Source organism: Cupriavidus lacunae, assembly GCF_003353055.1.
GTDB lineage: Bacteria > Pseudomonadota > Gammaproteobacteria > Burkholderiales > Burkholderiaceae > Cupriavidus > Cupriavidus lacunae.
This window is the reverse complement of sequence record NZ_QKWJ01000012.1, coordinates 76,792-98,672: the sequence shown is the minus strand read 5'-3', so window position 1 is coordinate 98,672 and position 21,881 is coordinate 76,792. Positions and strand designations below refer to the sequence as shown.

Below are 21,881 nucleotides of genomic sequence, written 5' to 3'. Positions count from 1 at the left end.
CCATGTACGTCTATGACGCCATTGACCAGAAGCTCGTCGACGAACGCGTCGTGCAGTTCGCCGACCAGACGCGCCGCTTCCTGAACAGCCAGCTTACCGAGGATGAGTTCCGTGTGCTGCGGCTGCAGAACGGCCTCTATATCCAGCGCCATGCGCCCATGCTGCGCGTGGCGATTCCCTACGGCATGCTGGCGTCCCGGCAGTTGCGCAAGCTCGCGGAGATCGCGCGCCGCTGGGATCGCGGCTACGGGCATTTCAGCACGCGGCAGAACCTGCAGTTCAACTGGCCGCGGCTCGAGGACGCTCCCGCGATTCTCGCGGAACTGGCGACGGTGCAGATGCACGCGATCCAGACCAGCGGCAACTGCATTCGCAACACCACCACCGACCACTTCGCCGGCATTGCGCCCGACGAACTGGTGAACCCCCTGGTGTGGTGCGAGATCGTCAGGCAATGGTCGATGCTGCATCCCGAGTTCGCCTTCCTGCCGCGCAAGTTCAAGATTGCCATCAGTGGCGCGCGGACGGACCGGGCAGCGGTCGGCGTCCACGACATCGGGCTACAGGCGGTTGAACAGGACGGCCAGGCCGGCTTCAAGGTCTGGGTCGGTGGGGGCATGGGCCGCACGCCGATGGTGGGCAAGCTGATCAACCCCTTCGTCCCCTGGCAAGACCTGCTGACCTACCTGCAGGCCACGCTGCGCGTCTACAACCTGCATGGCCGCCGCGACAACAAGTACAAGGCGCGCATCAAGATCCTGGTGAAGGACCTGACCCCGGAGGTGTTCCGTGCCCAGGTGGATGAGCAGTGGCAACGCATCCGCGGGGGCCCGGACACCGTGTCTGAAGGCTTTGTCGCGTCCATCGCCGAGCGCTTCACGATCCCGCCGTATGACCCCGCTGTCGCACACGAACCGGACGAGTCAGCCGAACTGGCGAAGACTGACCGCGCCTTCCGCCTCTGGCTGAGAAGCAATGTGCATCGGCACCGGGTGCCTGGCTACGCGGCCGTCACGGCATCGCTGAAAGCCGCGGGCCAGGCGCCCGGCGACATCACTGCCGACCAGATGGAAATCATGGCCGACCTGGCCGAGCGCCACGGCTTCGGCGAGCTGCGCGTGTCGCATGAGCAGAACCTGATCCTTGCCGATGTCCGCCGCAGCGGCCTGCACGCCTTGTGGCAGGAACTGGACGCCGCCGGGCTGGCCACGCCGAACGTAGGCCTGATCACCAACATCATCGCCTGCCCCGGCGGCGACTTCTGCTCGCTGGCCAATGCGGTCTCGATCCCCCTGGCGCAGGCCATCCAGGAGCGCTTCGACGACCTCGATCACGTGCACGACATCGGCGAACTGGACCTGAACATCTCCGGCTGCATCAACTCCTGCGGCCACCACCATATCGGCCACATCGGCATCCTCGGCGTCGACAAGGCCGGCGAGGCCTGGTACCAGATCACCATCGGCGGCCGGCAGAACGGCGCCGACGGCCAGGGCCGCACGGATGGCGTGGCAGCCGGCGGCGCGGCCATCGGGCGCATCATCGGGCCGTCCTTTGCCCAGGAGCAGGTTCCGGATGTGGTGGAACGACTGATCGAGACCTATTTGTCGCATCGGGACAGCGAAGCCGAGCGCTTTGTCGACGTGGTCGGCCGCATCGGCATCGAACCATTCCAGCGCGCTGTGTACCCGGACCTTGCCACCGGCGCGCGGCGAACTCGCCAGGAGACGGTGAATGCCTGACCACGACCATTCCGCCGGGCAGGACCGGCGCACCGTCATCCGTGACGGACAATTGATTGCGGACAACTGGCTCGCTCACATCGGGGATGCGCAAGACGCCGACAATGCCTGCCCCCCCGACGAGCCCGGCTACCTGGTAACACTGGAGAACTGGACCGCCAATCGCAAGCGGTATCGGCTTCGACAGCATTCGCTCGCGGTCTACCTGTCGCCGGATGCGGAGCCTCAGACCCTGCTGGAACCTGGTGCCACGGTTGTCGATCCGACCGGCATCGCGATGATTGCCATCGACTTTCCGATCTACACGGACGGGCGCGGCTATTCGATTGCACAGCTGCTCCGGCACCAGCTAGGCTGGACCGGAGAGCTGCGCGCCGTAGGTGACGTGATGATCGACACCGTGCACTACCTGGCGCGTTGCGGGTTCAACAGTTTTGCGATCAAGCCCGGACACGACCCTGCAGCGGCGATGCGCGCTCTGGCCACGTTCTCATCGTCGTACCAGCGTAGCTATGGCCCTGCGAGCCGATAGCAATAGCTGCTTGGCGCCGATACGAGAAATGCCCGTCCAACCCTGCGCAAAGCCTGATGACTTCTGGTCCGTTATCGCCGAACTTTCGGGCGAGCAGCTACATACGATTCTCGATATCGCGCACCTCGCACCGAAGGTAACGACAGATATGGCTTCGTTCAGGGCTCGCATTCTCGGTGTCTTCGAAAACGTCGCCGGCTTTGAAATCACACCGCCTTCGGAATCTATCCTGCGAGCGCTCTGGGAAAGATATCGCACCACACTCTCCTCGTTGTAGCACCGCGGATCATTCGAAAGACGTCGAGGCAGCTGGCTCGGCCTGGGGCGATGCCGAGCGCTCAGAAGTTTGCCTCGATGGCCATCCTGGCGCCCTCTGGCACCTCGTTCGGAATGACCCGGTGCGCAAGGATCGCGTAGCCGCGGGCGGCTGCCACTGCCGTGGGATTCACGAGCCGCTTCGGGCCTCCCAGCCACGCAAAATGGTCTCTCCCGTCGTCACTGCTGAACCAGGCAAAGTCGCCGATGGCGTCAAGGCCGCGCTTCACCATCTTCAGCAACGCCAGGGCTTCCTCTGAAACCCCCAGGTGCCGTCCTGTGTCATGAATGACCGTGGCCAGATGGCGGAGCTTGTTGGCCGGGGTGCCCTCTGCGTTCGCCTGGTCGGGTAATAGTTCGACGACCAGAATCCCCCTGTGCGCGGTGATGCGTGCGTGCTGCATAGATCCTCCCGACTGATGCCTGTCGCCTTGCGACCTTAAGCATTGAGCAAGCAAGTTTGTGGCCAGGCCTTGCCAAAAGTGCAGCCTACAGTCCCTGTATGACATGACGACCCGGCCCTGGCATGCGTGCGCGCCAGAAGTGGTGCCGGGATCAACGCCGGCGGACCCCGCCAGGCCAAGCCAGTGTGCCAACGCCGGTGCAGCGGTATGGGGGATGTTGGTGCCAGCCCGGCACTTCCCCGCGGACCGTTGGACCGCAGCGTCGCTGCGGCATCGTGGCGCGCTCGCGCCCCGAACCGCCCAATGACATCGTCTTCCTGCCCCTGAACGACCTAGAACGTCACGATCATCGTCATCGTCGTGTTGTAAATGCAAATCATTACTATTACAATTCGCGAACTTTGTTACCCCGCGTTACGCACATCACTACATTGACCTGACCATCACCATGCATACCGTAACTCGCCCACTGACTCCGGCGGCGACGGCCGGCCGTCGCCGGGTACGTCCGCTCGCATTTCTTGTGGCCGCCATCGGCGCGGGCTCGCCTGCGCTGGCCGAGGCACAGGGCGTACCCACAGGGTCCGCGGTCGCATCCACCGGCGCACCCGGTGCGGGCGCGAAGCAGAACAGCTCGTCGGCCCAGGCCGACGGGGGCGAGCTGAACGCGGTGGAGGTCAGGGTCGACCGGATCAAGAGCGACCTCGTCAGCCCGACCCGGCAGGTCACGGTGCTGGAGCGCGAGGAAATCGAGGAACTGAAGGTGGGTTCCAACAATCTCGCGACCATGCTGAGCAAGCTGATCCCGGGCATGGCGGACTCCAGCCGCACGGTCACGGACTTTGGTCAGACGCTGCGCGGCCGCGGCACGCTGATCCTGGTCGATGGCATTCCGCTCAACACCAACCGGGATTCGGCGCGAAACCTCGCCACCATCGATCCCAGCAACATCGAGAAGATCGAAATCATGCGCGGCAGCAGCGCGATCTATGGCGCCGGCGCCAACGGCGGCATCATCTCGATCACGACGCGGCCCGCGGGCGGCCCGCCCAGCGCGGATACCACCGTGACGCTCGGCACGCCGCTGACGCGGCTGAGCAAGGAAGGGCTCAGCGCCAATATCCAGCAGCATTTCTCCGGCAGCCAGGGGCCGCTCGACTACGCGTTCCACCTGGGCGCGCAGCATATCGGCAGCCCCTATGACGCGCACGGCCAGCGCATTGCCCCGGAGCCCAGCCAGGGCGACCTGTTCGATTCCAACGTCTACAACGTCAGCGGCAAGCTGGGCTGGCGCATCGACAGCCAGCAGCGCATCGAACTGAGCGTGAGCCAGTACCAGGCCAGGCAGAACACCGACTACGCCTCCGATCCGTCGGTGGCCAAACTGCCGCCGGGCACCGCCGCCGCGCGGGCGATCAAGGGGCTGCAGCTCGAAAACCAGAACGAGTTGCGCAATACCGTGGTCAACCTGGGCTACCAGAACCTGGACCTGTTCGGCAGCACGGTGTCCACGCAGATCTACTACCGCGACTATTTCACCCGCTTCCCGCCGTTCGATGCGCGCGCGGTGGCCACGCGCGGCGGCAATGTCGACCAGGTCAGCCAGAACAGCGACGTGTTCGGCGGACGCCTGACCATCAGCACCCCGCTGGGTGCCGACAAGAAGACCAGGCTGCTGTGGGGCGCGGACTACAACCAGGAGCGCAGCGACATGCCGCTCGACGTGTTCGATCCGCGCGCCTATGACCAGAGCGGCGGGCTGGTCTTCAACAAGACCGGTTCGCTGACCTACATGCCGCCGCTGACCACCCGCAGCGGCGGCATCTTCGGGCAGCTGCAGCACAAGTTCAACGAGCAGTGGTCGATGGAGGGCGGCATGCGCTATGAGCGCGCCAGTGCCACATTCGACGACTTCGTGCCGCTGTCGCAATCGCGGGTCAGCAACCCGGTGGCGGTCCAGGGCGGCACGGTCAACTACGGCGCCTGGCTCTTCAATATCGGCGGCGCGTACGCGCCGGTGAAAAACCAGGAGTTCTATGCCTCGTTCGGCCAGGGCTTCCAGTTGCCCGATATCGGCCTGCAGATCCGCAATGCGCGCCCGGGCTTCGATATCAACTCGTCGAATCTTGAGCCGGTCAAGACCAACAACTATGAAATCGGCTGGCGCGGCGCGTTCGGCAATACGATGGGGAGCCTGGCGCTGTTCTACAGCACCTCGCAGCTGGGCGACGTGCAGAGCTTTAACAACGGCCTGATCCTGACCCGCACCAAGGAGCACATCGCGGGCGTGGAAGCTTCCGCCGACTACCTGAGCGACAGCGAGACCTGGGGCGCGGGCGGCACGTTTACCTGGATCAACGGCCGCGAGCAGCCGCAAGGCAGCAGCGGCTTCCAGAACATGACGGGCTATCGCATACCGCCGCTGAAGCTGACCGCCTACGTCCAGTACCGGCCAATCAGCACGTGGAGCAATCGCCTGCAGGTGACGTACTACGGTGGCCGCGACTACCGGCTCAACGACCAGAACGGCTTCGGGCGGCGCGAGGTCAGCAGCTACACCACCGTCGACCTGATCAGCCGCTACCAGGTCAGCAAGAAGGACGCGATCACGGTAGGGATCGAGAACCTGTTCAACCGCTACTACTACCCGCTGTACAGCCAGTTGATGCGCAACAGCAATAACACCAGCCGCCTGCCGGCTGCGGGCATCACGCTGACTGCGATGTACCAGCACCGCTGGTAATGCCGCCGCCGGGCGGCGATGGCCTTGTCGGGACCATCGCCGTCCGGCATTTTTTTAAACTCAGATGTAAATAATTCTCATTTACAAAACGATACAAACTGGCCCGGGCACGCTGCAGGCCAACATCGAATGAGGGGTAAGCCATGGTTTGCAGCAGCATCATCGAGAGTATCGGCGGGACACCCGTGGTCCATCTGCGCCGCCTGTTCGGGGACACCGGGGCCGAGGTCTTTGCCAAGCTGGAGCTGTTCAATCCCGCCGGCAGCGTCAAGGACCGCCCTGCCCGCTACATCATCGAAAAGGGCCTCGCCGAAGGCACCATCGGCGCCAACGCCCACGTCGTCGAAAGCTCGTCGGGCAATCTGGCGATCGCGCTGGCCATGGTATGCCGCCTGAAGGGACTGCGCTTCACCGCCGTGGTCGACCCGAAGATCTCGCAGACCAACCTGACGATCCTGCGCTGCTATGGCGCCGGGATCGAGCTGGTCACCGAGAAAGACAGCCAGGGCGGCTACCTGGAAACGCGCATCGCGCGCGTGCGGCAGATGCTGCGCGACCTGCCGGATGCGGTCTGGATCAACCAGTACGGCAATCCGCGCAACTGGGAAAGCCATTACCACGGCGAAGGCGAGGAAATCCTGCGCCAGCTGGACCGGCCGGTCGACATGCTGGTGCTCGGCGTCAGCACCTCGGGCACGGTGCATGGCATCGCACGCCGGCTGCGCGAGGCGTGGCCCGCGCTGAAGGTGGTCGGCGTGGACGCCGCCGGCTCGGTGCTGTTCGGGCATCCGCCGGCCAGCCGCGAGCTGCCCGGCATCGGCGCGAGCCGCGTGCCGGAGCTGCTGTGCCGCGAAGAAATCGACCAGGTCATCCATGTGGACGACCACGCCGCGGCCCTCGGCTGCAGGCGCCTGCTGGCGCAGGAAGGCATCTTTGCCGGCGGCTCCTCCGGCGCGGTGGTTGCCGCGATCGGCCGCCTGTTGCAGGACCTGCCGCGCAGCGCACGGCCGCCCCGCATCCTCACGCTGTTTCCTGACCGCGGCGAACGCTACCTCGACACCGTCTACGACGACGCATGGCTTGAACGCGTCGCTGCCATCCATCGCGCGCGGACGGCTTCCGCTGCCGCGCAATCGTCCACCCCCGCACACGGAGTCACCGCATGAACGCTTCCATCCAGCCACCCGCAGCCGAGTTGCGCTACCTCAGCCGCGCCGACCTGATCGCCCTTGGCGCCGACCACTCCGACGCCTTCGTGCAGGCCATCGCCGAAGGCCTGGCGCTGCATGCGCGCGGCGCATGCGTGCAGCCGCTCAAGCCCTACCTGCGCTGGGCCGGCGCCGACCATATCGCCGATCGGATCATCGCGATGCCCTGCTACGTCGGCGGCGACAACCCGGTCGCCGGCATCAAGTGGATTGGCAGCCGCCAGCACAACCCGCAGCGCCACGGCCTGGAGCGCGCCAGCGCCGTGATCGTGCTCAACGACGCCCAGACCAACTATCCGGTCGCCATCATGGAAGGCGGCCTGATCAGCGGCATGCGCACCGCAGCCATCACCGCGGTCGCCACGCGCCACCTGGCGCGCGCGGGCTTTACCGACGTGGCCTGCATCGGCTGCGGCCCGATTGCGCGCATGCAGCTGCAGACGCTGCTGGAACAATTCCCCGGCATCCGCTGCATCCACCTGTTCGACCTGTCGCGCGACGCGATGCACGCGATGCGCAGCCAGCTGGGCGCGCGCTTCCCGGCGGCAGGCTGGGAGCTGTCGGCCAGCGCGGAGGCCGCGGTGCGCGCCGCCGACGTGACTGTGACCTGCACGGTTGCGGATGCGCCGTACCTCGAGCATGCCTGGCTCAAGCCCGGTGCCTTTGTCGCCAACGTCTCCATCATGGACGTGCACAAGGACGTCTATGAAAAGGTCGACAAGGTCGTGGTGGACGACTGGGACCAGTCGAACCGTGAAAAGAAGATCATCAACCAGCTCGTGCTGGAAGGCCGCTTCAGCCGCGAGCAGCTGCATGCGGAGCTTGGCGAGATCGTGATCGGCGCGAAGCCGGGGCGCGAGCGCGACGACGAGATCATCCTGCTCAACCCGATGGGGATGGCACTGGACGATATGGTGTGCGCGCGCCATTTCTACCAGCTCGCGCTGCAGCACGGCGTCGGCGTACGCCTGCCCCTGCTATGACGGTGCTGCCTCACGACCCCGTACGCGAGCGGATGCTGGCGCAGGACCTGCTGGACGCGTTGTGGCAAGAGGACCTGTACGGCATGCGCAAGCACTGCCGCGTGGTGGCCGCCGACGACGCAGCCCTGGCAGCGCTCGCCGTCGACCTGGGCGCGGCCGGAACGCTGCTCTGGCTTGGCCGCCGCCTTGACGGCCCCAGGCCGCTGCAGCTTGGCGCCGGCGATGACAGGCCACCGGTCGTCCTGCAACGCGACGGCAGCGCCATGGCGCTCGGCGCCGCCGCGGCGCTGGAGGCCTTGCAGTCCGCGGACTGGTGGCCGGGCCGCAGCCAGCGCCTGCAGACCCTGTTCGCGCTGGCCGAGGCGCAAGCCGCGCAGACGCTTGCGCATGAGCCGGCCATCCTGGACCGGCTCGCGGCGGCGCCGCGCTCGCTGCTGTCGTGGGAGGCGGTTTGCTGCCTGCGCGACCGCCCCTTCCATCCGCTCGCCCGCGCAAAGGCCTGGGGCGACGCGGCCGGGCCACACGCCGGCTTCGACGCGGAATCCGGGCAGCCTGTCTGGCTGCACTGGATTGCCGTGCCGTTGCACCGGGTCCGGACGGGTTCGGCAATGGAAGCGTCGGCGCAACCGCTGGCCCGTTCGCTGCTGCAGTCCGACGAGCTCGATCGCCTGGCGGCACGCGCGCAAGCCGCCGGCGCGCAGCGCGGCTACCTGTGGATGCCGGCGCATCCGTGGCAATGGCAGCAGCAAGCGCATGTCGCCACCGACAGCGGGCAAGCGCCGTGCATCGACCTCGGCGGCGGCATCGGTGCCGCCTACCCCACCGCGTCGCTGCGCTCGCTGGTCATGCACGAACATCCCGGCCTCCATCTCAAGCTCTCGCTGGGAATGCAGGCGCTGGGGGCCAGCCGCACCCTGCCCGTACGCTATCTGCACAACGGTGCGCTCGCACAGCAATGCGTGGCGCAACTGCGGGATCGCGATCCGTGGCTCGCCCAGCACCTGCTGCTTTGCGACGAGCGTGACTGGTGGGCACTGCGCCAGCACGAACCGCTGATCGCGGAGCCGGGCGACCTCGCCTGCGTGCTCAGGCGCTACCCCGGCGACCTGGCCCCGGGCACGTGGCTGTTGCCCATGGCAGCGTGCGCGGCACTGACTGCCAGCAACGACCTGCCCGCGCTGCGTCGGTCGTCCTGCACCGATGCCGCCCAGGCCTGGGCGACGTTCCGGCGCATCGCGGCCCTGTTGCTGGAAACCGGCCTGCGTTGCTTTGCCAACGGCGTCATGCCCGAGCTGCACGGACAGAACGTGGTGCTGGTGGTTGGCGAGGACGGCCCGCGGGCGCTGCTGCTGCGCGATCACGATACGCTGCGCATCTGCCCGTCGCTGCTCGCAGAGGCCGGCGTGGACGTGCCCGCGTACGCAGTGGACACTTCAACGCCGAATACGCTGGTGCTCGACGCCCCGCCGCAGCTGCTCGCGTACTTCCAGACGCTGGCCATCGAAGTGAACCTGTACGCCATCGCCGCAGCGATCGCCGTGGCCTTCGACAGCGACGAGCGCCTGGGCTGGCGCATCCTGGGCGAGGAGATCGCCACGCTGCTGCCAGCCGGCACCGGCAACCGGACCACAGAGATCGCGCGGGCTGCGTTGCTGGATGCGCCGGATTGGCCGTTCAAGCAATTGCTGGCGCCGCTGCTGGCGCGCGAGACCGCCGGCACCGGCATGCCCAGCGCGCTCGGCAGCCTGCGCAACCCGCTGCACGACAACGGAGTCCCGTCATGACGCCGGCGGCGCAAGCCGGCCCGTCGCGCGGCATCGCCCTGCTGCTGGCCGGCCAGGCAGTGGTGACGACCGGCCTGATGACGCTGGTGCCGATCATGCCGCTCTACCTGCGCGACCTCGCCGGCGCCGATGCCGCGCACTGGAGCAGCCTGGCGCTGGCCGCGCCCGGCGTTGGCGCGCTGCTGCTGGCGCCGTTCGCCGGCAGCTGGTGCGAACGCTGGGGCTATCGCCGGCCCTTGCTGCTGTCGTTGTCGGCCTTCACCGCCAGCCTGCTGCTGATGGGGCTGTCCACGCATGTGGCCGGCTTCATGGCCGGCCGACTGTTGCAGGGCGCGAGCGCGGTCGGCGTCCTGCTGACCATCTGCATCGGCCGCCTCAGCACGCCCGGCATGCGCGGGCGCGCCTTCGGCATGCAGGAATCGGCCGTCGCCACTGGGGCCTTGCTCGGTCCCGTGCTTGGCGGCGTGCTGCAGGACTGGTGGACGGTGCGGCCGATGCTGCTGGCCGTGGCCGGAGTCAACGCGGTGCTGACGCTGCTGCTCGCGTGGCGCCTGCGCGAACCGGTGCCGCAGGCACCGGCTAGCGCGGACACACCGAGAGGATTCGCCGCCATGCTGGCGGACGCGTCGCTGCGCCGGTGGCTGCTGGCCGGCTGCCTGACGCAGGCAGGCGCGTTCGCCCTGGTGAACGTGTTCGCGCTCTACCTGCAGCAGCGCTACCCGCACGATGCCATGCCCGGCAGCAAGACCGGCTTTCTGCACGCGCTGGGCTGGCTCGCCGCGTTGCTCGCCAGCCCGCTGTGGGGCGCGCTCAACGACCGCGGCACGGCGGTCCGCGCGTTCATGCTGGCCGCCGGCGGCTGCGCGCTCGCGCTGGCGTTGCTGCCGCTCGCGGATGCGCTCTGGCAGATCGGTGCGCTCCGCATCGTGCAAGGCGCGCTGTTCGCGGCGCTTGCGCAATCGATGCTGTCCTATTGCTGCGCCCGACTGCCCGCGAATTTGCACGGCAGCGCCACCGGCATCGCCAGGAGCGCCATGACCGCCGGGCAACTGGTCGGGCCGCTGGCGGTGATGGCATGGCTGCCGCGCACCGGTCCGGCCGGCACGTTATGGCTGATCGCCGCCATGTTCGCGCTGGCCGCCGCACTCGTCGTCCCTGATCGCTCATCGTTGTTTGCCACCGTTCCTGATGCGAGGTAACCACATGCTATCCAGTCTCCTGCCCCCGACCTCCGTGCTACCACAAGGGCGCCTGCGCCCCCATTGCCCGGACCATGATGTCGCAGCGCCCGACGCCATCGAGCGCCGCCTGATCGAGCAGTTCTTCAATACCTACTGCCGCGAAACCGGCATTGTCGATCCGCGCCGGGCCACGCACCTTCCCGCCCCGATGCCGGCCGCACTGCAAAGCACCCTGGCCCGCTGGCGTGCAGAGGGGCTGGAACCGGCGGTGCTGGCGTTGGCAGACCGCCATGGCGGCCACCGCTGGCTGGCCGCTGCGCTGGCCTACGTCTCCCCCATCGGCTACCACCGGCTCGCGGATGCGGTGCTGTCCGAGGGCAGTGTCTTCGCGCCTGTCTTCGCCCCATTACGCCGCGCCGAGAAGCTGGCCGATGCCATCACCGAGGCGCTCGCGCATGCCTACCCGCAGAGCGTCGCCACCGACTGGCCAGCGCGCTTTGCCGCGCTGATGAAGAACGGGATCCGGAAGGTGCGCCAATATCACCGCGAAGCGCCCGCACGGCAAGCGCCCTCGCGCTTTATCGCTGCCGAGCAAGGGCTGCGCTTCGGCCATATCTTCCACGCTACCTCGAAGGCGTCGGAAGGGTTCAGCGCTGACGCGTTGCAACGCTATGCGCCGGAACTGGGCGCCGCCTTCCAGCTGCACTACTTCGCCGTCGCCAGCGAACAGCTGGAGAGCGGTACCATCGATGGCCAGCCGCTGCCGATCGACCCCGCGGTCATGGAGACGGCCGCAGACCTGCTCAAGGAAGGCGATTACCGCCTGCTGCCGTGCCATCCCTGGCAGGCCGGGCAGTTGCTCTCGCACCCCGGGCTCCAGCCACTGCTGGCGAGCCGCGCCATGATTTCCCTGGGCCCCCTCGGCGAGCTGGCATGGCCGACATCGTCGGTACGCACGGTGTGGCTGCCACAGCAGCAACGCTTCCTCAAGCTGGCGCTCGATATCCGCATCACCAATTTTGTCCGCAACAATCCGCCCGAGCATGTCCGACGCGCGCTCGATGCCAGCCGCGCCATCGCGATGCTGCCCGAGGCAGCGCGTTCGTCCGCGCACTTCACGGTGCTGGCCGAGACCGGTTACGCCGTACTGGCGCTGCCCGACAACGCCCTGCGCGCCAGCACCGCGGTGATCTACCGACAGGGCATGACGGGCCCGCATGGCGACGCCGCGCAAGTCCTCGCCACCGTGCTGGAAGAGTCCGCGCAAGGCACCGGCATCCTGGAGCGCCTGCTGCACGAGGCGCTGGGCCATCGCCACAGCACAGCCGATATCCGCCGGTGGTGGGCCAGCTATCTCGACGTTACGCTGCTGCCGCTGGCGCGCCTGTTCGCCGATCACGGCATCAGCCTGGAAGCGCACCTGCAGAACAGCATGGTCGCGTTCGAGGGCGGCTGGCCGGTGCACGGCTATGTCCGCGACATGGAAGGCGCCAGCATCAGCCGCACCCGCTTTGCGTGGGCGGCGCAGTTCGATGCCGACAGCCCGGTCCTCTACACCGAGGAAGCGGCGCTGCATCGCTTTGCCTACTACGTACTGGTCAACCACATCGGCCACTTCATCGCTTGCCTGGCCCGCACGGGCGCCTGCGACGAAGCGACGCTCTGGCGGGACACCGCCGCCGCGCTCGACGCAGGCGGACCTTCGCTGCGCCACCTGCTGGCGTCGCTGCAGGCCCTGGAGACCCTTCCTGCCAAGGCGAACATGCTGAGCTGCTTCGGCCGCCACGGTGAAACGCCTGCATGGGCAGGCGTTCCGAACTTCCTCGTATCCGCACCGCAATCCTGAGTCCGCGATGAACACGACCGACTACCAATGCCTGATCCAGAGCCCGCACTACCGGCAAGCTGCTCGCCGCGTGGTGCGCCAGTTGCTGGAAGCCCTGTTGTTTGAAGACTGCCTGCGCGACGTGCTTGTCACCGGCGATGGCGTCGAACTGCCTGCCATGACGGCCGACGGCACGCCCGTGAGCTATCGCTGCACCGCCCGCCCCACCGCCAGCTTCGGCCGCATTCGCATCGATGGGCCGGTGCTGCGCTGCGACGCCAGCGCGCAAACCGAAGCCGACGACGTCGCGATGCTGCTGTCAGAACTCGCCGGCCTGCTCGATGCCGATCCGGTGCGGCTGCAGCAGTTCGGCCTGGAGCTGTTGTCCACGCAGATCAAGGATGCGCAGTCCCATCATGCCAACGGGCATGCGGGACGACCACTGCGCGAGGCCAGCTACGATGCGATCGAAGCGCGACTGACGGGGGCCCATCCCTACCACCCGAGCTACAAATCGCGCATGGGCTTCACGCTTGCGGACAACCGACGCTACGCGCCGGAATGCGCCGCGCCGCTGCACCCGGTGCTGCTTGCCGCGCACCGCTCGCATTGCCGATGGAACCTCGGCAATGCCGAGGCCTCGCCCGAAAACCTGCTGCCGCCCCCCGCGCGCGCCGCGTTCGAGGCCGCGGTGCGCGAGCGTGGCGCCGATCCCGCCGACTACCTGCCGCTGCCCGTCCATCCGTGGCAATGGGACGAGGTGATTGCCCCCGGCTACCACGGCGCGTTCGCGCGCGGCGAGCTGATCGTGGTCGGCGAGATGCCGGGCCGCTACCTGCCCCAGCAGTCGATCCGCACCCTCGCCAATGTCGACCAGCCCGACGCGCTGTCGCTGAAGCTGGCCATGAATCTCGTCAACACCTCCACCTCGCGCGTGCTGGCGCCGCACACCGTGTGCAATGCCGCCGTGCTGAGCGACTGGCTGGCGAGCCTGGTCGCACGCACCGAATGGTCCGCACCAATGGCGGCGCCAGTGCTGTTGCGCGAAGTCGCCGGCATCAGCCACGTACCTGCCGCCCCTGTGCAGGGCCAGTACGGCGCGCTTTCCTGCATCTGGCGCGAAAGCATCAATGGCCATCTGGCATCCGGCGAGGCCGCCATCCCAATGACCGCGCTCACGCATATCGATGTCGATGGCCTTCCGCTGATTGACTTGTGGATTCGCCGACATGGGGTGCGCGTGTGGCTGCAGCGGCTGGTGGAGCGTGCCTGGTTGCCAGTCTTGCACCTGTTGTGGGAACACGGCACCGCGCTCGAGTCGCACGCGCAGAACATGCTGCTGCTGCACGTCGACGGCCTACCGCAGCGCGTGGCGCTCAAGGACTTCCACGACGGCGTGCGCTTCTCGCGGCAATGGCTGTCCGGCACGGCCCCGCAACTCACGCCGCCGCCAGCGGAGCATGCGCGCGTCAATCCGAACTCGTTTATCGAAACCGACGATGCCGAGGAACTCCGAGACTTCACCTGCGACGCACTGTTCTTCGTCAACCTGGCTGAGCTCGCCCCGTTGCTCGCCGCGTATTACCAACTCGAGGAAACAGAGTTCTGGACCATCGTGGCAGGCGTGATCCGCAGCTACCAGCGCGCGCACCCGCACCTGGCCGACAGCTTCCGGCGCTTCGATTGCTTTGCGCCCACCATGTCGATCGAATTGCTGGCCAGCCGCCGCTTCATGCCTGAAATCCGGCTGCGCACGCGGCAGGCGCCGAATCCGCTGGCGGAGGCGGCATGAGGTCGCTGAAAGCACGTTTGTCGGATCCGGACGCCCGCCCGGTCCACGGCCTCTTCTGTTCGACGCCCGCCGCACTGACCGTCGAACTGGTCGCCGCCGCCGGCTATGACTTCGTGGTGATCGACCTGGAACATACGCTGATCGATGGCGCACAGCTCAACGCAATGTTGCTGGCGGCCCGCGCCAGCAGCATTGCGGCACTGGTGCGCGTGGGGGCGCCGCACCAGGTGGCGCCGGCGCTGGACGCCGGTGCCGAAGGCATTGTCTTCCCACGCATCGGCGGCGTGACGCAGGCACAGCTGGCGGCCCGGCTCTGCCACTACGCCCAGCACCCGCAGCTGCCCGGCGAGCGCGGGCTGAACGCCACCTGGCATAGCGCATTCGGCCGCGACGACCTTGCCGCGGCCACCGCCGCAGCCAGTGCCGATACCCTGGTCGTGGCGATGATCGAAGATGGCGCGGCGCTCAATGCGCTCGACGACATCGCCGCGGTACCCGGGATCGACGTGCTGCTCGAAGGTGCCGCAGACCTCTCGCAATCGCTGGGCGTGCCATGGCAGACGCGTCATCCGCTGGTGCAGGATGCCGTGGCGCGCATTGCCGCTGCCGCGAGCCGGCACCGCAAGCACTTCTGCGCGCTGCCGCGCACCCCGGAGGACGCCGCGCAGCGGCGCCGGCAAGGCGCCCGCATGCTGGTGCTCGGCGACGACCGCGGCATCGCGCGCCGGGCCATGGCCGCGCACCTGCACTCCCATTCCCAGTCATCGACATAAAGCCGCCCCCGCCACAACATGAACCCGCAAATCATTACCCGTTACCTGGATGAACTCGATCCACGCAAGGGACCTGCGTGCGCGTATCTCTATGACCTGAACCACTTGCGCTCGCGCGCAGCAGGCCTGGTCTCCACCTTGCCCGGGGACTGCGATCTTTACTACGCGATCAAGGCGAACAGCGATGAGCCGGTGCTGCGCGCGCTGCTGGGCGCAATGACTGGCTTCGAAGTCGCGTCGCTGGGCGAAATCGAACGCGTGCGCGCCGTCGACGCCGACGTGCCGGTCGTCTTCGGTGGCCCCGGCAAGACCGACGACGAACTGGAGGGCGCGCTGCGCCTTGGCGTGCGGCTGATCCACGTGGAAAGCGCGCTGCAGCTGCGCCGGCTGGACCGCATCTCCCAACGCATGGACCGCCGTGCCGACGTGCTGCTGCGCGTCAATCCGGCCTACGGCCTCCCTGGCGCCACGCTGCAGATGGGCGGGCGCCCCACGCAGTTCGGCATCGACCAGGCGGAACTACCCGCCGTGATCGCGCTGGCCCGCGACCTGCCCGGCGTGCGCGTGGTCGGGCTGCACCTGCATGCGGGCTCCAACAGTCTCGATGCCGACCATCATCTGGCGCTGGTCTCACGCCACATTGCGCTGGCGCAGCAATGCCGGGACGAGCACGGGATGACGCTGGAATGGCTGAACGTCGGCGGCGGCATCGGCATCGACTACGCCGATCCCGACCGCACCTTCGACTGGCCGCGCTTCTGCGCTGGGCTGGCGCAACTGCTGCAGGAACGGCGGCCCGGCTGCCGCATCGTGCTGGAATGCGGCCGTTTCATCAGTGCCGATTGCGGATCCTACGTGGCCGAAGTCATCGACCTCAAGCACAATCACGGCAAGCACTTCGCCATCGTGCGCGGCGGCACGCATCATTTCCGGCTGCCAGTGTCGTGGCAGCACAATCATCCGTTCATTGTCGTGCCGAACGACACGTGGCCTTACCAGTTTGCCCGCCCGGAACTCACGGATGCGAAGCTCACGATCTGCGGCGAGCTTTGCACGCCGAAAGACGTCCTCGCACAGGAGGTGACGGTACCGCGCGTGAGGGTCGGCGACCGCATCGTCTTCATGCTGGCGGGGGCCTACGGCTGGCATATCTCGCACCACGACTTTCTCAGCCATCCGCATCCGGAGCGGGTGTTTGTGGGTACCGTGGTGGGCGGGTGAGATAGCCGACGCCGTTCGGGCGCCCGATCTTCCGGAGTCATGAAAATTGGTGCATTATCTGCAAGCGCCAACAGCCGGTCAGGGGGACCTCCCAGTCTTTGTTCCGCTGACTGCATTCCTGGAGAACTCGAATGAAGATCGCTAGCGCAGTTTCCGCTCCGGTAGCCGGGGCGTTGATGTGTCTGTTCATCGGCAACGCCTGCGCCGCCGGCATGCAGGTGTCGTCCACTTCGTACACCGACGGCGCCACGATCGCTGCGCCGTACGCGCATGATGGCGCTGGCGGCGACCAGAAGCCCTGCGGTGGCAAGGGCGTGTCGCCGCAGGTCTCGTGGTCAAAGCTTCCCGCGGGCGCGAAGTCCGTCGCCATCCTGATGTATGACATGGACGGCAACGCCGGTCTCGGGGTCTCGCACTGGGTCGCCTACAACATTGCCGCGAATCGCGGCCAGCTGAAGGAAGGCGAAGGCAAGGCGGACGGGCCTGGCATCACGGTCGGCAAGAACGTACTTGGCGCGGCAGCGTACCGCGGTCCCTGCGCGCCAACTGGAGAGACGCCCCACCATTACGTCATGACGGTCATCGCGACGGATCTGGACCCGAACCTGCCTCCGGGCATGACGCGCGACGAACTGATGGCGGCGCTCAAGGGGCATGCCCTGGAGGCCCAGAGCCTGGTTGGACGGTTTGGGCGTTGAAGGCCCCCTGATGCCTTGCCGGCCGGCATGCACCGGGGTTCTGCACGCATGATGCGGATTCAGCGCTTGCCTACCGCTTCCGAGACAAACTGCGCGGCAACCGCGACCTTGCCCAGGTCAATGCCGGTCTCAAGACCCATGTCCTGCAGCAGCCTGAGCAGCGACTCTGTCGCCACGTTCCCGGTTGCCCCTTCGGCGTAGGGGCAGCCGCCCAGACCGGCGACTGACGAGTGGAAGATACGGATGCCGGCCTCGAGACTCGCGACGACGTTCGCCAGCGCATGGCCATAGGTATCGTGGAAATGCCCTGACAACGCTTCCATAGGGAATTCCGTCGAGGCAGCGCGCATCACCTCCCTCACCCGCTCCGGCGTGCCTACGCCGATCGTGTCCGCGATATCGATCTCGTCGCAGCCCAGTTCGCGCATGCCGCGCACCACCTCCGCCACCGCGCTGACAGGAACCTCCCCCTGGTAGGGACATCCCAGCGCACAGGACACGCTGGCACGCAGGCGCAAGCCATGCGCCTTCGCGGCCGCGGCCACCGGCGCGAAGCGAGCCATCGACTCGGCAATCGAGCAATTGATGTTCTTCTGCGAGAACGCCTCGCTCGCGGCGCCGAAGATCACGACCTCGTCGACGCCAGCGGCCAGCGCGGCCTCGAGACCCTTCATGTTCGGCGTCAGCGCCGAGTACAGGGCCCCGGGGCGCCGGCGGATGCCAGCCATCACCTGCGCCCCGTCGGCCATCTGCGGCACCCATTTGGGCGACACGAACGACGCTGCCTCGATGTTCACGAATCCGGCGTCGGAGAGCTGGTCGATCAGGGCCACCTTGATCCCGGTCGGCACCAGGATCTTTTCGTTCTGCAAGCCGTCGCGGGGACCGACCTCGACGACCTTGACGAAATCCGCATGCATATTGCGCCTCCTTGACAGCGTGTCAGGCGTTGAACGCCAGCAGCTGGGCACCCTCTGTCACTTGTTCGCCGATGCCGTACAGCACTTCGCTGACGACGCCGTCGGCCGGCGCACAGATGGTGTGCTCCATCTTCATCGCCTCCATCACCAGCAGCGGCGCGCCGCGCGTCACGGCGCTGCCGGCTTCGACCATCACGGCGATGACCTTTCCCGGCATCGGCGCGGTGAGCTTGCCGCCCTCGCCTTCGGCTTCGCCGGCGTGGGCCAGCGGGTCGAGCCAGGTCAGTGCGACATGGCGGCCGGCATGGAAGACATGGAACTCGTCGGCTTCCGCATGCACCTGTCCATGCACGCGCCGGGTGCCAAGGTCGATGCGGATGTCGTCGGCCTGGCAGGCAGCAGTGAAAGGAGCGGCCTGGTCGGCGTAAGTCAGCGTGCTGCCGCGTTCATTGGTGTTCAGCGTCACGCCCAGCACCTGATCGCCATAGGCAAACTGCAGCGTGCGTGACGCACCGCCGTTCAACCGCCACGCCCCGCCACGGGTCCACGGCGAATGCTGGTCGGCGGCGTCGATGCGGCGTTCCTTGTTCTCGCGGTCCAGCAGCGCCGCCACCGCCAGCGCGATGATCTCCATGCCGACCGGCGCCGGCGGCGGGAACAGGACCTTCTCGTTGCGCTCGATCAGCCCGGTGTCGAGATCGGCGGTGCGGAAGGCTTGTGACGACACCAGCCGCTGCAGGAAGGCCACATTGGTCGACAACCCCACCACGTGGTAGGCCGCCAGCGCCTGGCGCATGCGCGCCAGCGCCTCGTCGCGGTCCTTGCCCCACACGATCAGCTTGGCGATCATCGGGTCGTAGAACGGGCTGATGGTGTCGCCCTCGCGCACGCCGGCATCGATGCGGATACCGGCCGGGCCGTGTGCATCGTCACCGCGCATGAACTGCACCGCCGGCGGCGTGCGCAGGAAGCGCAGCGTGCCGGTGGACGGCAGGAACTGCTTGTCGGGATTCTCGGCGTAGATGCGCGCTTCCAGCGCATGGCCGTCGATGCGCAGTTGCTCCTGCGTGAGCGGCAGCGCTTCGCCTGCGGCCACGCGCAACTGCCATTCGACGAGGTCCTGCCCGGTGATCATCTCGGTGACCGGGTGCTCTACCTGCAGGCGCGTGTTCATCTCCATGAAATAGAACGAGCCGTCCTGGTTGGCGATGAACTCGACCGTGCCGGCGCCGACATAGCCGACCGCCTTGGCCGCGGCAACGGCCGCTTCGCCCATGGCGCGGCGGCGCTCCTCGGTCATGCCCGGTGCCGGGGCTTCTTCCAGCACCTTCTGGTGGCGGCGCTGCACCGAACAGTCGCGCTCGAACAGGTAGACACAGTTGCCGTGGGTATCGGCAAACACCTGGATCTCGATATGGCGCGGGCGCGTCAGGTACTTCTCCACCAGCACCTTGTCGTCGCCGAAGCTGGCCGACGCCTCGCGCTTGACCGCGGCCAGCGCGGCCTCGAAGCCGTCACCCGACTCGACCACGCGCATGCCCTTGCCGCCGCCGCCCGCGCTGGCCTTGAGCAGCACCGGGTAGCCGATGCGGTCGGCCTCGCGGCGCAGCAGCGCCGGATCCTGGTCCTCGCCGTGGTAGCCCGGCACCAGCGGCACCGCGGCTTTCTCCATCAACTGCTTGGCCGCGCTCTTGCTGCCCATCGCGTGGATGGCCGACGCGGGCGGGCCGATGAAGACCAGCCCCGCCGCGGCGCAGGCCTCGGCAAAGGCTTCGTTCTCGGACAGGAAGCCGTAGCCCGGGTGGATGGCCTGGGCGCCGGCCTCCTTCGCCATCTCGATGATGTGGTCCGCGCGCAGGTAGCTGTCGCGCGCGGCCGCGCCGCCGATATGCACGGCCTCGTCGCAGAAGGCGACGTGGCGTGCATCGGCGTCGGCATCCGAGTACACCGCGACGGTGCGGATGCCGAGCCGGCGGCAGGTGGCGGCCACGCGGCAAGCGATTTCGCCACGGTTTGCGATCAGTACTTTGTTGAACATGACTTCGCCTTTCGCTCCTCGGGGGGAGCGTTCGTGAAAACGATTCTGGGTGCTGCCTTGCAGGCTGGCAGCCTTACATGCGGAACACGCCGAACTTCATGTCGTCGATCGGCGCATTGAGGCTGGCCGAAAGACCCAGCCCCAGCACCGTGCGTGTCTGCGCCGGGTCAATCACGCCGTCGTCCCACAAGCGTGCGCTGGCGTAGTACGGATGCCCCTGGTGTTCGTACTGGTCGCGGATCGGCTGCTTGAAGGCGTCTTCCTCTTCTGCGCTCCACTCGCCGCCCTTGCCCTCGATGCCATCGCGGCGCACCGTGGCCAGCACACTGGCCGCCTGCTCGCCGCCCATCACCGAGATGCGCGCATTCGGCCACATCCACAGGAAGCGCGGCGAATACGCGCGCCCGCACATGCCGTAGTTGCCCGCGCCGAACGAGCCGCCGATGATCACCGTGAACTTGGGCACCTGCGCGGTGGCCACCGCGGTCACCATCTTGGCGCCGTTGCGGGCGATGCCTTCATTCTCGTACTTGCGGCCCACCATGAAGCCGGTGATGTTCTGCAGGAACACCAGCGGGATCTTGCGCTGGCAGCACAGCTCGATGAAGTGCGCGCCCTTCAGTGCCGATTCGGAGAACAGGATGCCGTTGTTGGCGACGATGCCGACCGGGTAGCCCCAGATGCGCGCGAAACCGCAGACCAGCGTGGTGCCGTAGCGCGCCTTGAACTCGTCGAACTCGGAACCATCGACCAGGCGCGCGATCACCTCGCGCACGTCATAGGGCTTGCGCGTGTCGTTCGGGATCACGCCGTACAGTTCTTCCACCGGGTACAGCGGCTCGACCGGCTCGTGCAGGCGAATCTGGTCCGGCTTGCGGCGGTTCAGGTGCTGCACGATATTGCGCGCCAGGCTCAGCGCATGGTGGTCGTTCTGCGCGAAGTAGTCGGCCACGCCCGACAGGCGCGTATGCACGTCGGCGCCGCCCAGGTCCTCGGCGCTGACTTCCTCGCCGGTGGCAGCCTTCACCAGCGGCGGGCCGCCCAGGAAGATGGTGCCCTGGTTCTTGACGATGATGGACTCGTCGCTCATCGCCGGCACGTAGGCGCCGCCCGCGGTGCAAGAGCCCATCACCACCGCGATCTGCGGAATGCCCTGCTTGGACAGGTTGGCCTGGTTGTAGAAGATGCGGCCGAAGTGGTCGCGGTCGGGGAACACGTCGTCCTGGTTGGGCAGGTTGGCGCCGCCGGAATCCACCAGGTAGATGCACGGCAGGTTGTTCTCCTCGGCGATCTCCTGCGCGCGCACATGCTTCTTGACCGTCATCGGGTAGTAGGTGCCGCCCTTGACGGTGGCATCGTTGCAGACGATCACGCATTCCTGCCCGGCCACGCGGCCGATGCCGGTGATGATGCCCGCGCCGGGCGCGGCATTGTCGTACATGTCGTACGCGGCCAGCTGCGACAGCTCCAGGAACGGCGTGCCCGGATCGAGGAGTTGCTGCACGCGCTCGCGCGGCAGCAGCTTGCCGCGCGACAGGTGCTTGTCGCGGGCCGCCTCGCCGCCGCCTTCGGCCAGCGCGGCGATCCTGGCTTCCAGGTCGGCAACCAGTGCCTGCATTGCCTGCGCATTCGTCCTGAACGTCTCGGAGCGCGCGTTCAGCTTAGTTTCTATTGCCGCCATATGGGCCTCGGGAGTCGGTTGTTGGTTGTGTGCAGTCAGCG

General features: G+C 67.2%; 16 protein-coding genes. 12 read left to right on the top strand and 4 right to left on the bottom strand.

Annotation, left to right across the window (positions count from 1 at the left end; all coding sequences use genetic code 11):
* Positions 1-2 precede the first annotated feature (2 nt).
* A complete protein-coding gene (locus DN412_RS12750) occupies positions 3-1,742 on the top strand; it encodes a nitrite/sulfite reductase (protein WP_115015895.1) in 1,740 nt (579 codons plus the stop codon).
* Positions 1,735-2,274: a DUF934 domain-containing protein gene (locus tag DN412_RS12745; RefSeq protein WP_115015892.1), complete on the top strand. Its 540-nt coding sequence runs from the start codon at positions 1,735-1,737 to the stop codon at positions 2,272-2,274. The genes DN412_RS12750 and DN412_RS12745 overlap by 8 nt, the downstream gene beginning before the upstream one ends.
* A gap of 338 nt (positions 2,275-2,612) precedes the next feature.
* Here DN412_RS12745 and DN412_RS12735 read toward each other — a convergent pair whose 3' ends face one another.
* A complete protein-coding gene (locus tag DN412_RS12735; RefSeq protein WP_115015885.1) occupies positions 2,613-2,993 on the bottom strand; it encodes a hypothetical protein in 381 nt (126 codons plus the stop codon).
* A gap of 448 nt (positions 2,994-3,441) precedes the next feature.
* Here DN412_RS12735 and DN412_RS12730 point away from each other — a divergent pair, with 448 nt between their 5' ends.
* The 10 genes from DN412_RS12730 to DN412_RS12685 all read left to right on the top strand — a co-directional run bounded on the left by DN412_RS12730 (position 3,442) and on the right by DN412_RS12685 (position 17,201).
* A complete protein-coding gene (locus DN412_RS12730) occupies positions 3,442-5,736 on the top strand; it encodes a TonB-dependent receptor (RefSeq protein WP_115015883.1) in 2,295 nt (764 codons plus the stop codon).
* A gap of 143 nt (positions 5,737-5,879) precedes the next feature.
* Complete coding sequence (gene sbnA, locus DN412_RS12725) at positions 5,880-6,902, top strand: 2,3-diaminopropionate biosynthesis protein SbnA (RefSeq protein ID WP_115015880.1); 1,023 nt, start codon at positions 5,880-5,882, stop codon at positions 6,900-6,902.
* Complete coding sequence (gene sbnB / locus DN412_RS12720; RefSeq protein ID WP_115015877.1) at positions 6,899-7,927, top strand: 2,3-diaminopropionate biosynthesis protein SbnB; 1,029 nt, start codon at positions 6,899-6,901, stop codon at positions 7,925-7,927. Before sbnA ends, sbnB begins: the two co-directional genes overlap by 4 nt.
* Positions 7,928-8,223: 296 nt before the next feature.
* Positions 8,224-9,711, top strand: a complete 1,488-nt coding sequence (locus tag DN412_RS12715; RefSeq protein WP_425267414.1) for an IucA/IucC family protein — start codon at positions 8,224-8,226, stop codon at positions 9,709-9,711.
* Positions 9,708-10,910 (top strand): MFS transporter, encoded by a 1,203-nt coding sequence (locus DN412_RS12710; RefSeq protein ID WP_115015872.1) that lies wholly within the window; start codon positions 9,708-9,710, stop codon positions 10,908-10,910. Before DN412_RS12715 ends, DN412_RS12710 begins: the two co-directional genes overlap by 4 nt.
* Positions 10,911-10,914: 4 nt before the next feature.
* Positions 10,915-12,738: an IucA/IucC family protein gene (locus DN412_RS12705; RefSeq protein WP_115015868.1), complete on the top strand. Its 1,824-nt coding sequence runs from the start codon at positions 10,915-10,917 to the stop codon at positions 12,736-12,738.
* 7 nt (positions 12,739-12,745) lie between these two features.
* Entirely contained in the window at positions 12,746-14,509 is a 1,764-nt protein-coding gene (locus DN412_RS12700; protein ID WP_115015865.1) for an IucA/IucC family protein, read from the top strand.
* Complete coding sequence (locus DN412_RS12695; protein ID WP_115015862.1) at positions 14,506-15,282, top strand: HpcH/HpaI aldolase family protein; 777 nt, start codon at positions 14,506-14,508, stop codon at positions 15,280-15,282. Before DN412_RS12700 ends, DN412_RS12695 begins: the two co-directional genes overlap by 4 nt.
* An 18-nt stretch (positions 15,283-15,300) precedes the next feature.
* Positions 15,301-16,503: a type III PLP-dependent enzyme gene (locus DN412_RS12690; RefSeq protein WP_115015858.1), complete on the top strand. Its 1,203-nt coding sequence runs from the start codon at positions 15,301-15,303 to the stop codon at positions 16,501-16,503.
* 131 nt (positions 16,504-16,634) lie between these two features.
* Positions 16,635-17,201, top strand: a complete 567-nt coding sequence (locus DN412_RS12685; RefSeq protein ID WP_115015855.1) for a YbhB/YbcL family Raf kinase inhibitor-like protein — start codon at positions 16,635-16,637, stop codon at positions 17,199-17,201.
* Between the two features lie 59 nt (positions 17,202-17,260).
* Here DN412_RS12685 and DN412_RS12680 read toward each other — a convergent pair whose 3' ends face one another.
* The 3 genes from DN412_RS12680 to DN412_RS12670 all read right to left on the bottom strand — a co-directional run bounded on the left by DN412_RS12680 (position 17,261) and on the right by DN412_RS12670 (position 21,840).
* A complete protein-coding gene (locus DN412_RS12680; protein WP_115015851.1) occupies positions 17,261-18,121 on the bottom strand; it encodes a hydroxymethylglutaryl-CoA lyase in 861 nt (286 codons plus the stop codon).
* 22 nt (positions 18,122-18,143) lie between these two features.
* The gene (locus DN412_RS12675; RefSeq protein WP_115015848.1) at positions 18,144-20,159 is read right to left on the bottom strand and encodes an acetyl/propionyl/methylcrotonyl-CoA carboxylase subunit alpha; all 2,016 of its coding nucleotides are present in this window, start codon (positions 20,157-20,159) and stop codon (positions 18,144-18,146) included.
* Between the two features lie 73 nt (positions 20,160-20,232).
* Positions 20,233-21,840, bottom strand: a complete 1,608-nt coding sequence (locus tag DN412_RS12670) for a carboxyl transferase domain-containing protein (RefSeq protein WP_115015844.1) — start codon at positions 21,838-21,840, stop codon at positions 20,233-20,235.
* Between the last annotated feature and the right edge of the window lie 41 nt (positions 21,841-21,881).